Origin of the sequence: Poseidonibacter ostreae (genome assembly GCF_009208075.1) — a bacterium.
Lineage (GTDB): Bacteria > Campylobacterota > Campylobacteria > Campylobacterales > Arcobacteraceae > Poseidonibacter > Poseidonibacter ostreae.
This window is the reverse complement of the sequence record NZ_WFKJ01000007.1, coordinates 25,958-38,400: the sequence shown is the minus strand read 5'-3', so window position 1 is coordinate 38,400 and position 12,443 is coordinate 25,958. Positions and strand designations below refer to the sequence as shown.

Here is a 12,443-nt window from a genome sequence, read left to right as displayed (position 1 = left end):
TATGACTCGAAACAATTTAGATAATCCTATTTTTCTATTTACCTTATTACTAGTAATAATTACTATAAATACGATATCTTCAATACATTTTTTATTGATTATGATTGCTGGAGTTACTTTTATTTCATTTTATGTATGTCTTAAAAGAAAATATCTTTATTCACTTTTTTTTATAGTTTTAACATTTATTTTTATAGAAATAAACTCAGGGTTAAGACCTTTATCTTTAACCTTATTATCACTATTTATTTATATTTTTATTATTCCAAATATCGATAGAATGATGTCCTTTAGTAAATTAAATGAATATATTTATATTTTAATTTTTTACCTTGGTGTATTTTTTATTTGGGTTATGACAATTGGAATGTCTGATAGTTTTATTGCTATAATATTTGTAAATATTATTATTGATTTATTATTTTTTGGAGTATTTATTTGATAAACAGACTAAATATTATATTTTTATTTATTATTATTATTATGATTACTTTACTTTCAAGAGTATATTTTTTAAGTATAAAATCAAATACTTACTATGAAGAACTATCAAAAAGAAACTATATTAGTAGAGTACAAAAAATTCCTGTTAGAGGAGTTATTGAAGATAGACATGGAAAAAAATTAGCTGTAAATCAAATGGGATTTTCAATTCTTATCAAGCCACACTTAAACTCTAAAAAAAATAAACAAAAACTAGAAGATGCACTTGATTTAATAGTTGAACACTTTCCAGATATTGAAAAGAAAAAACTTCTAAAAACATATAACAGAAAAAACTCAGCTTATAATCACGATTTTGTAAAAGTTGTGGAGTATATTCCTTATCAAGATTTTTTTCCTAAATATACTCTATTTTCATCAAAAGATTCAATGAAAATTGAATCAGCTGTAAAAAGATTTTATCCATATAGAAAAGCAGCTTCACATGTTATTGGTTATGTAGGAAAAGCTTCAAGATTAGATATTTTGAAAAATGAACTTTCAGCTCATAATGGAATTATTGGTAAAAATGGTTTAGAAAAGTTTTATAATGACAAGCTTCAAGGGCAAATTGGATACAAAGATATTAAAGTAAATGCATTAAATAAAGAAATTGCAATAATTGATGAAAAAGAACCCTCAATTGACAATAGTATTAAAATATCATTAGATATCGAACTTCAAAAATATATTCAAAAGATTTTTGGGAAAAGAAGTGGTGCAATTATTGTAATGGATGCAAATAATGGTGAAATATTATCTGCAACTTCTATGCCTGAGTTTGATAATAATATTTTTGCTTCTGGAATCTCGGTTAAAGAGTGGAATATTATGAGAAATGACCTTAATCATCCTTTTACAAATAAACTAATTAATGGGTTATATCCTCCAGGTTCTATTATTAAAATGGGAGTTGCCTTATCCTTTTTAGAGAATGGAATAGAAGATAATTATACTATTAATTGTTCTGGTTCTATTAGAATAGGAAATAGAAACTTTAGATGTTGGAAAAGATTTGGACATGGAAAAGTAGATTTTAGAAAAGCTATTAGAGAAAGTTGTGATGATTTCTTTTATAAAGGTAGTCTTAGAATTGGAATTAATAAAATATCTCAAACATTAGATAAATTTGGCTTTGGTAGACAAACAGGTGTTGATCAAGTAAATGAGTTTTTTGGTGTAAATCCAAATAAATTATGGAAAGAAAAAAAGTTTAAACAACCTTGGTATGTAGGTGAGACAGTTATTACATCTATTGGACAAGGGAATATGCTAGTAACTCCTATGCAAATGGCAAGATATACTGCTTTTATTGCTACAGGAAAACTTCCTAAACCACATTTTTATAAAGCAAATTATGAAGAACCAGAAGATTTAAAAATGCCTGAAGCACAATTAAATACCTTAAGACGTGGAATGTATGATGTAATTCATCATCCTAAAGGAACAGCTACTAAATATGTTAAAACAAAAATAGCAATAGCAGGGAAAACAGGAACAGCACAAGTTGTTAGTATTCCTCAATCAGAAAAAGTAAGAATGAAAGAGAGTGAACTTAAATACTTTCAAAGATCACATGCATGGCTTACTACTTATGGACCTTATAAAAATCCTAAATATGTTGTAAATGTATTAGTAGAACATGGAGGACATGGTGGTTCAGCAGCAGGTGAAGTTGTAAGTAAAATATACGATAAGCTTTATGAGATGGGATATATAAAAAGTAGAAACTAACTATTTTTTTGATATTATGATTTTAATTATTACATAGGAATTTTTTTGAAACTTTTATTAACACTATTACTTTTTACTGTATACACTTTTGCTGCTGATACAGCTCCTATTGTAAACCTTTCTGTTGCAGCGCTTGATGACCCAGCACAGTTTGTAAAAACAATCAATATTGCAATTATTTTAACACTATTTGTACTAGCTCCAACGCTAATTTTAATGGTTACATCATTTACAAGAATTGTAATCGTTTTTTCACTTTTAAGACAAGCTATGGGACTACAGCAAACACCTCCAACACAAATAGTAATCTCTCTTGCATTAATATTAACTATTTTTATTATGGAACCTTATGCAAAAAAATCATGGGAAGATGGTATTGAACCATATATGGATAAAAAAATTGGTTATGAATTAGCATTTGAAAGGGGTATTAAACCTTTTAAAGAGTTTATGATAAAAAACACAAGAGAATCTGATATCGCCCTATTTTACCGTATAAAAAAAGAACCAAATCCTAAAAATATAGATGATGTTCCTTTAACATTATTAATGCCTGCATTTATAGTAAGTGAACTTAGAACAGCTTTTGAGATAGGGTTTTTAATTTTCTTACCATTTTTAGTTATTGATATTATTGTAGCCTCTATTCTTATGTCCTTAGGTATGATGATGTTACCTCCTGTAATGATATCCTTACCTATTAAAATCATCTTCTTTATTGTAATAGATGGTTGGCAATTAATTATTGGAAATCTCGCCCAGTCCTTTAAGTGATGGGCTAAAAAACACTCTTTTACTAAAGTAAAGAATCAATCTTAACTTTATAATCTAAATCTTTTCCAGCTAGAGGATGATTAAAATCAACAGTAACTTGTGTTTCATTTATCTCTTTTACAATAATTTGAGTAAGTTCACCATCATCATCTTCACCTTGAATTTGCATTCCAACTTTTAGATTTTCTATATTCGCGAACTCTTCTATAGGTAATACTTGAATGGCAGAAGGATCATACTCACCATAAGCTTCAGCAGCAGGAACTCTAATACTTGCAGCTTCACCTACGTTCATATTTATTATTCTTTTTTCAAGTCCAGCAATTACTTGCCCTACTCCAAATGAAAACTCAAAAGGTTTATTGCTTCTACTTCCATCTACTAATTCACCATCAACTCTAACTTCAAACATAATTTTAACTGTTTGATTTATTTCAATAGGCATTAATCGCCTCCTAATTTTAATTTACGAACTATATAATGTTTAAGATAAAATATCAACTAAAATAACTTTACTTCTTTTCTAAGGGTAAAACTATTCTAAACTCTGCTCCACTTAAGATTTTTCTATTGTTTTCAAACTCAATATTACTTACAAATATTTGTCCATTAAACTGTTTTGTTATAATTTGGTTTGTCATATAAAGACCTATACCTGTTCCAACTGATGAGTGTTTAGTTGTAAAGTATGGCTCAAATATCTTATCGATTATATTTAAAGGTATTCCATATCCTGTATCTTTTATTAAGATTTCTAATTTTTCATTAACTACTTTTGTTTCAACAAATAAAAATCTATCATCACTATTTTCTATATTATCAACCATTGCATCTTTTGCATTATTATAAATATTAATCAAAGCTTGAATAAAAAGATTTTCATTTAATACTAGAGTTAAGTCTTCAATTTCTGTTTCATATTTAATATAATTATTATGCAAACTATCTTTTGTTAGTTGCTCTAACTTACTAAAAGCATCTTTTAAAGTAAACTCTTGAATATCATTTGTATCACCTTTAAAAAAGTTTCTAAAATCATCTATAGTTTTTGATAAGTATTGTACTTGTTTATTGATATTTTCCATTGATTCACAAATTTCTTCTTTTTCTAAATTTGCTTCAAGTTCTAATTTTAATTTGATACCAGTAGCATGAGTACTAATAACAGATAAAGGTTGTCTCCATTGATGAGATATATTTCCAAGCATTTCTCCAACTGCGGCTACTTTTGATTGAGTCATAAGCATTTTTTCATCAGATTTTTGTTGTGTAATATCACTAAAAATTCCTATATAGCCATTTACTTCTTTGTTAATCCCATAAATTACATTTATAGTTAAAAACTCATAATAATTACTTCCATCTTTTTTCTTATTTATTATTTCACCACTCCAAACACCTTTAGTATTTAAATCACTCCACATTTTTTTATAAAAACTATCTTTATTTAAATCAGTTTTTAACATACTTGGTTTTTTATTTATAACTTCTTTTAAACTATAACCTGTTGTAATTTCGAAAGATTTATTTACATTAATAATATTAGTGTTTTTATCAGTTACTAGTATTCCATCATTTGTATTTTCAAATACCATCATAGCTTGAGTAAGTTCTTCTTCTGTCTTTTTTCTTTCATCTATATTTTGTATTGTTCCAAACATAGTTATAGGATTATGATTTTTATCCCTTGAAATCTCACCTAAAGCTACAACCCAAATGATTTCTTTTGTTTTTTGATTAATAAATCTATACTCTATTTTATAATCAACTCCTTTATTAAGACAAGAAGCCCAATAAAGTGCAACTCTTTGCTGATCATCAGGATGAATACACTTTATCCATAAATCAACATTTTTTACACTATTCTCTTCTATACCAATAATTTCATCAATTTGCTTAGAACATACAAAAAGGTCTTTATTAAAAGAGTAAGAGTAATGCCCTAATTTTGCAATTTCTTGAGCACTATTTAATTTTTTTTCTAGTTTTTTTTGTTTTTTATATTGTTCTTTTAACTTATTATTCCCATATATATAAATAAATAATATGATTAAAACTATTACTAATATTATTAGGATTTTATAAAAAGTACTTTGGGATATTGTATTGATATCTTTTTGTGAAAACCAATGTGAATATATTGTTTGAAAAGTACCCTCAACTTTTAAATCAGTAATTGCTTCATCTAAAAGTGGCAATAAATCAAAGTTTTCTTTTGTTAATCCTAATCCTCTTTTTACTTCAATTAAAGGCTTTTCAAAAGAGACTATTTTATTCTCTAAACTTAACTCTTTTAACTTCATATTTAAAGAAGAGTCTGGATAACAAAGAGCATCTAACTCACCAGAAGTTAAAGAAGAAATAGCTCTTGATAAATCAAATAAAACAATTTTATTATCAGTGATTTCTTTTGAAATAAGTACATTACAAATATTATTAAGTAATACCCCTAGTTTTTTTGTTTTTAAGTCTTCGATTTTTGTAATATCATAAGAGTCTTTTCTTTTAAAAAGTTTGATTTTTAAAGTATCTGTAGGTTGCGAAAAGTTAAATAATTCTTCTCTATTTTTTGTAATTCCAATATTTGGAACTATATCAATTTTATTATTTTTAGCTAACTCAAATATCTCTTGCCAAGTATTTACTATTTTATATTCAAATTTTAGATTTGTTTTTTTGATATTTCTTCAAATAATTCATATACATAACCATCAATCTCACCTTTATTGTTAGTTATATAATAAGGTTTCCAATCTTTTAAAAAAGCTACAGTATAAACTTTGTCAAAAGAAGAAGAAAATAAAGATATCAAGAAAAAATTTAGAATAAATAATATTTTTATCATAAGAAAGGCTTTCTAATAATTTACTTTTATTATAGCTAGAAATTACTTTATCCATAAAATATAAAAAATTAAATAAGTTAATTTTATAATAAAAATAAAGAAACTATATATAACTTTTATTTATAATATAAAAGCTAAAATGAAGTAATTTATTTACTTTTTTACTATATAATAAATAAAATATACATTTAGGAAAGCTATTATTATGCATAAGATATACTTATCATTACTACTAACATCATTTACTTATGCTCAAACAGTTAATTTTGAACAAGCTTTAAATTTTACCTTTAAAAATAATAAGGATTTAAAAAAACAAAAATTAGATATAGAAGTAGCAAATTTAAATATAGAAAAAGTAAATTCCATTTCTTATGGAAAACTATCCTTTGAAGAGCAAATAAACAGAACAAATCATGCTGGATATGTATTTAATTCAAAACTTTCATCAAGAGAAGCTAGTTTTAATGATTTTGGAGCAAGTGAATTTGATCCAAATAATTTAGGAGTTATAGCAGAAGATTTAAATAATCCAGAGGATAGAAATAACTTTAATACAAAATTAAATTATGATATTCCCTTATTTACAGGTTTTAAGTTATCAAATCAAAAGGAGATTTTAAAACTTCAAAAAAAAGCAAATGAAGTTAAATACAATTTAGATAAAAGACAACTATCTTATGAGGTATTAAAAGCTTACAACCAAGCTGTTCTTGCAAAAGAGTTTATAAAAACTACAAAAAAAGCAAAAGAATCAATTGCTTTTATAGTTAAATCTGCAAATGCTTTTTATAAAGAGGGTTTAGTTACAAAAATTGATGTTAAACAAGCACAAGTACATGAATTAAATATAAATACGAAGAACCTTGAATCTGAAAATAAATTTCAACTAGCTCTTGCATATCTTAAATTTTTAACATCAAAAAATGAAATAAATGATGTAGAAAAATTAAAATATATAAAAATAAAATATTCTAACTTTAATGTCTTATATGAAAATGCTTTAAAAAATGCAGATGAATTAAGAATGCAAGATATTAATATAAAAGCAAAAAAGAAAAACATAGAGATATCAAAAGCAGAATATTACCCTACAGTTTATTCACATTTAGAGTATGGATTTAATGACGATAAATTAACACTTGATTCAAAAAAAGATTATTACAATGCAGTTCTTGGATTAAAATACACTATTTTTGATAATACAAGAGATGTAGATATGCAAAAAAGTCAGATTCAATATAAAAAATCTCTTTTTGATTATGAAAAATTAAAAGATGCTATTAAACTACAATTACAAAAAGCACTTCTTGATTTAGAAATAAAAGAAAAAATCTTAAAAGAGAGAGAAGAAACACTAGTTTTGGCAAATGATATTTATAAACAATCACAACTTATGTATAAGAATCATTTAATAGCAATGACAGATTTACTACAACAAGAAGCAAATTTAAGAAATACAAAAACACAGTTAATAGCTGCAAAATATGAAAAATCTTTAGCACTTGCAAAAATAAATCTAATAAGTGGAAATAGTTTTCTAAGTAATAACACAATTTTAAAGGTAATAAAATGATAAAAAATATATTAATACTTTGTATTTCAACTATTTATATATTCGCAAATAATATAGAGTTATCAGGAACTGTAATATCTGATAATGAAAAAGTAATTACAAGCAGAAATATGGGCTTTATAAAAGATGTATATGTAAGTGAAGGTTCTTTTGTAAAAAAAGGCCAGTTACTTTATGAGATTGATTCTTCAAGTATTGATTCTTTAAAACAAGAGGCCTTACTAAATCTTAAGATGCAAGAGAACAAACTAGCAAATATAAAAGTAAATTACAATAGATACAAACGTTTATATAAGCAAGATTTAGTTCCAAAATATGATGTAGAACAATTAGAACTTAATCTTATAAATATGAAAAATATGATTTTAATTGCAAAAGCAAAACTAAAAGAAGTAAACTTTCAATATAATTATTTAAAAATTAAAGCACCAAATGATGGACTCATCATAAAAAAATCAATAAAAGCTGGTGAAATGTCAATGCCAAGTGCACCTGCATTAATTCTTTCAGACCTTTCAAGTTTAAAAATAAAAACAGATATTTCAGAAAATAACTTAGGAAAAATAAAAATTAATCAAGAAGTGAAAGTTTCTATTCCCTCAATTAATTTAGAAACAAGAGGTAAAATTGATGCAATAATTCCTAATATAAACACAGTTACTCACTCTTTTATTTTAAAAATTTCTTTTGATAAAAAAGAGTTAAAAGTTTATCCTGGTATGTATGCTAAACTACTTATAGAACCTTTAAGATAAGGTATTTGTATGGAAAATAAAGAGTTTAAAGATACTATTGATAAAGATTTAAATATTGCAGGAAAATTATCACTTTCGTTTATAAATCATCCTTTGACACTTATCTTTGGAATATTTATTTTAATTCTTGGTTATATCTCTTTAGTATTTATGCCAAGAGAAGAGAACCCTCAAATAAAAGTAAGTGGAGGTGCTGTTATAGTTGTACTTCCAGGGGCAAGTCCTAGTGAAATACAAAAAGTTATAATCGAGCCTTTAGAGAAAAAAATTAAAGAGATAAAAGGTGTTGAAAATATTTACTCTTTTGCTAAAGATTCAATGGGAATTGTTCAAGCACAATACTTTATAGGACAAGATAAAGAAGAATCAAATCTTAAACTTTATGACCAAGTTATGAGAAATATGGATTTAATGCCAAGCGGAGCAATGCAGCCAATTATAAAGACAATGGATATTGATACAGATATACCAATAGCAACTATGGCTTTTTATTCAATGAAAAAAGATGGTAAAGATTTAATAAGCCAAACTCAACTTTATAAAGAAGTAAATAAGATTACTAAAGAAGTAAATAAAATCACAAATGTAGCACTTGTTGATTTAAAGGGTGAAAAAAAAGAGCAATATAATATTTTAATTGATTCAAATAAAATTTCTGCATATAACTTATCAATTGCTCAAGTTATGAAACAAGTACAAGCATTATCATATAAAACTGCAAATATAAAAGGAAATACAAAAGCTGGAGATATTGTTGTTTTTGGGATAAAACAAGCTATTGAATCTAAAAAAGATATAGAAAATATAATTGTTTCATATCAAAATAGTGTTGCAATTTATTTAAAAGATATAGCAAGTGTTCAAAGATCTTATGATATTCAAAATAATAAAGAAGCACAGATTTATCAAAAAAACTCACAAGGAGTTTATGAAGAGATAGAGCAAGTTACAATGAGTATTTCAAAATTAAATGGTTCAAACTCAGTAGTTATAAATGAAAAAATATTTGAATATATGAATTTAATAAAAGAGGATTTAATTAAAAAAAATATTGCCTTTACAATTACAAGAGATGATGGATATACTGCAAATAATGCAGTAAATTCTCTTGTTCAAAACTTACTTATTTCTATTGTAATTATTGCTATTTTACTTATTTTTACTTTAGGATTTAAAGAAGCTATGATTGTTTCACTTGCAGTTCCTATGATTTTATCATTAACACTATTTGCAGGTTTTTTACTAGATGAAACAATCAATAGAATTACCTTATTTGCACTTTTAGTCTCTCTTGGAATGCTTGTTGATGCAGCAATTATTGTAATTGAAAACATTCATAGACATAGAAAAGAGAAGCCTGGTACTGATATATCAATACTTGCTATAAATGCCACAAATGAAATTGGTAATGCTACAAATATTGCAACTTTAGCAATAGTAATGACTTTTATACCTATGTTTTTTGTAGGTGGAATGATGGGACAATTTATGCACCCTCTTCCAATTTTTATATCTATCTCACTTGTTATGTCCTTATTTGTAGCTTATGCTTTTACTCCATATTTAATTAAAAAAATTTATAAGGTTAAAAAATGAAATTAGAAAACTTTATATTTAATATTTTAGAAAGTAAGGCAAAATCTTTTTTAGTCTATTTTATAACCTTTGTATTATTTGCTTTAAGTATTGCAACTTTCCCAAATGAAATTATAAAAGCAAAAATGTTACCAAGTAAAGACTCAGATACTTTTTCTATTTATGTAGATTTAAAAGATGGTTCAAGTAAGTTACAAACTAAAGAAGTTACAAGATGTATTTCTTCAAAGCTTCAAAAAAATGAATTTGTTACTAATATTTCTATTTTCATAGGAGAAGGCCAACCTTTAGATTTTGCAGCAATGGTTAAGCAAAGTGCTTTAAAAGATAAGCAATCTCAAGCTGAAATAATGGTAAACATTAAAAAAGCAGAAAATAGAGAAATTACAAGTTATAATTTAATTAGTAATATTAGAGAAAATATTCAAAAAAATTGTTCTTTATATGAGGCAAATATAAAGTTTATAGAACTTCCAGCTGGTCCTCCTGTACTTGCTTCCATAGTTGCAGAGATTTATGGGGGTAATAGCTTTGAAACAAGAAGAAATTTTTCTTTAAAAATAGCAAAGATTCTAAAAGAACAAGCTACATTAGTTGATATTGATGTAATGGCTGATAAAGATTATATAAAATATCAATTAGAACTTGATAATAATAAAATCATAAAAAGTGGTATTAGTCTAGAGCAGGTAAAGAATATCCTTTACTTAGCATATGAAGGTATGGAAATCTCTGTTGTAAATGAAGAAAAAGCAGAGAATCAAATACCAATATTTTTAAGATTAGATGACTCAAGACTTTTAGAAAACTCTACAAAGAAAAGTTTAGAAAGTAAACTACAAACTTTAAAACTAGTAAATAATCAAGGATTTATGATAAATTTAGCCTCTTTTATTACAATAAAAGAGATTATTAAAGAGCCAACACTTACATCAAAAAATCTAAATATGATGATAAATGTAATAGCTGAAACAAATAAAGATAGTCAAATTTATCCTCTTTTAGATTCAAGAAATCAGATGTTAAAAGAGTTAGAAAAAGAGTTTATAATTACAAAAACAAATATGTTAAATCTTTCATTTGAAGATAAAAATACAAAGGAAAAGTTTGATTTAGTTTTTGATGGAGAATTAAAAGTTACAATTGATACCTTTATAGATTTAGGTGGAGCTTTTATCATTGCTTTAGTTCTGATTTTTTTCTTAATGGTAATGTATTATAAAAGTTTTGCTCTTTCAGGTGGAATTGTTTTAGCAAGTTTTATATCAATAGTTGGAGTAATTTTTGCTCATGTTATTATGGATATAATCACAGAAGATACTTTTTATTTAACAGCAACATCTTTGATAGGATTTATTGGACTAATTGGAATTAACTCAAGAAACTCTACACTAATAATAGATTTTTCAAAACAATTAGTAAAAGAAGAAAACTTAAGTATTAACCAAGCAATTGCACGTGCAACAGCAACACGTTCTAAGCCTATAATATTAACAGTTCTTACAATGGTATTCGCAAGTTCTCTCTTAGCAACTGATGCTGTTTTTGGAGGATTAGGAGTTGCTTTAATTGGAGGAACATTAATATCATATATTGTATCAATGTTCTTTGTTCCTGTAATTATAAAAAATCAACTACATAAAATCATCTAAAAAAGTCTTAGAAGCCTTGGTCTTCTAAAGCTTTTGAGTAAGAACAAGCTTTTACATATCCAAGAGTACAAGCTTTTTTAAATAATATTTTTGCTTTTACTTTTGATTTTTCAATACTTCTTCCCTCATAATAAGAAACTCCTAAATTCATACAAGCATTTGAAATATTGTTATCACAGGCTCTTTTATAAAGTTTATTTGCTATATTATAGTTTTTACTAAGGCCCTTTCCTTTTGCATATAATAAAGCTAAATTATAACAACTTATATCAATTCCTGCATTACATGCTTTTTCATATAAATCATGTGCAATTTTATAGTCTTGCTTTACACCTAAACCTTGTTTGTATAAAACACCTAAATTCATACATGAGTAATTTACATCATTATCACAAGCTTTTTTAAAGTAAACACTTGCTTTTTTATAATCTTGATACTCTTTTTTTGTATATAAAGAAGCTAAGTTATGACAACTTCTATAAGCTCCCCCCTCACATGATTTTGTATATAATTTTATTGCTTTTAACTTATCTTCAAAAACACCCTTTCCTTTATCATACAACAATCCTAAGTTATAGCAAGCGTTATAAACATCGCCATCACATGCTTTTTTATAGTATTCTACTGCTTTACTATAATCTTTTTGTTTTGTATGTCCACTCTCATAAGCAAAGCCCAAATTATAACAAGCTACATATCTATTTTCAGCACAAGCATCTTCATAAAAAGAGTAAGCTTTTTCATAATCAGCTTTTAAATAAGCTTCATTACCCATTGTTAAGTTGCTTGAATTTAAATTCAAGATAAATAGAAGTATTAATATTATTATTTTCATATTTATTTCCTAGTAAAATCTTATTAAATAGTACTTAACTATTTTTCTTATTTTAACAAGTTATAAATAAATTATAAATATCTAAATATATTATTATATTATATAAAAAAGTTTAAATTTGAGTGATTATTGCTTATATAAAACTATTTACTTGTGATTATGGATTAATTACTTTTTTTGAGATTATAAAAAG

11 protein-coding genes are annotated in these 12,443 nt (G+C 25.4%); 7 read left to right on the top strand and 4 right to left on the bottom strand.

Features of this window, described 5'->3' with window-relative positions:
* Position 1 precedes the first annotated feature (1 nt).
* From GBG18_RS03760 to fliP, 3 genes are read left to right on the top strand one after another with little or no spacing between them, the layout of a single operon-like run.
* Positions 2-442, top strand: coding sequence for a hypothetical protein (locus tag GBG18_RS03760; RefSeq protein WP_152188535.1), 441 nt, complete (start codon positions 2-4; stop codon positions 440-442).
* Entirely contained in the window at positions 439-2,217 is a 1,779-nt protein-coding gene (gene mrdA, locus GBG18_RS03755; protein ID WP_152188533.1) for a penicillin-binding protein 2, read from the top strand. Before GBG18_RS03760 ends, mrdA begins: the two co-directional genes overlap by 4 nt.
* Before the next feature lie 45 nt (positions 2,218-2,262).
* On the top strand, positions 2,263-2,991 hold the full coding sequence (gene fliP / locus GBG18_RS03750) for a flagellar type III secretion system pore protein FliP (RefSeq protein ID WP_152188531.1): 729 nt from the start codon (positions 2,263-2,265) through the stop codon (positions 2,989-2,991).
* 22 nt (positions 2,992-3,013) lie between these two features.
* On the opposite strand, the gene GBG18_RS03745 is transcribed toward fliP, so the two are convergent.
* The 3 genes from GBG18_RS03745 to GBG18_RS03735 form a co-directional block, all read right to left on the bottom strand.
* The gene (locus tag GBG18_RS03745) at positions 3,014-3,436 is read right to left on the bottom strand and encodes an FKBP-type peptidyl-prolyl cis-trans isomerase (protein WP_152188529.1); all 423 of its coding nucleotides are present in this window, start codon (positions 3,434-3,436) and stop codon (positions 3,014-3,016) included.
* A 67-nt stretch (positions 3,437-3,503) separates the two neighbouring features.
* Complete coding sequence (locus GBG18_RS03740; RefSeq protein ID WP_255467357.1) at positions 3,504-5,618, bottom strand: PAS domain S-box protein; 2,115 nt, start codon at positions 5,616-5,618, stop codon at positions 3,504-3,506.
* Positions 5,619-5,653: 35 nt separating this feature from the next.
* Positions 5,654-5,836 (bottom strand): hypothetical protein, encoded by a 183-nt coding sequence (locus GBG18_RS03735; protein WP_152188525.1) that lies wholly within the window; start codon positions 5,834-5,836, stop codon positions 5,654-5,656.
* 205 nt (positions 5,837-6,041) lie between these two features.
* Here GBG18_RS03735 and GBG18_RS03730 point away from each other — a divergent pair, with 205 nt between their 5' ends.
* From GBG18_RS03730 to GBG18_RS15625, 4 genes are read left to right on the top strand one after another with little or no spacing between them, the layout of a single operon-like run.
* Entirely contained in the window at positions 6,042-7,412 is a 1,371-nt protein-coding gene (locus GBG18_RS03730) for a TolC family protein (RefSeq protein ID WP_193311064.1), read from the top strand.
* The gene (locus GBG18_RS03725; protein WP_193311063.1) at positions 7,409-8,167 is read left to right on the top strand and encodes an efflux RND transporter periplasmic adaptor subunit; all 759 of its coding nucleotides are present in this window, start codon (positions 7,409-7,411) and stop codon (positions 8,165-8,167) included. Before GBG18_RS03730 ends, GBG18_RS03725 begins: the two co-directional genes overlap by 4 nt.
* Before the next feature lie 9 nt (positions 8,168-8,176).
* Complete coding sequence (locus GBG18_RS15630; protein WP_152188521.1) at positions 8,177-9,763, top strand: efflux RND transporter permease subunit; 1,587 nt, start codon at positions 8,177-8,179, stop codon at positions 9,761-9,763.
* Positions 9,760-11,415 (top strand): efflux RND transporter permease subunit, encoded by a 1,656-nt coding sequence (locus tag GBG18_RS15625; RefSeq protein ID WP_152188519.1) that lies wholly within the window; start codon positions 9,760-9,762, stop codon positions 11,413-11,415. Before GBG18_RS15630 ends, GBG18_RS15625 begins: the two co-directional genes overlap by 4 nt.
* A 7-nt stretch (positions 11,416-11,422) precedes the next feature.
* Here the strand turns inward: GBG18_RS15625 and GBG18_RS03710 are convergent, their stop codons facing one another.
* The gene (locus tag GBG18_RS03710; RefSeq protein WP_152188517.1) at positions 11,423-12,250 is read right to left on the bottom strand and encodes an SEL1-like repeat protein; all 828 of its coding nucleotides are present in this window, start codon (positions 12,248-12,250) and stop codon (positions 11,423-11,425) included.
* Between the last annotated feature and the right edge of the window lie 193 nt (positions 12,251-12,443).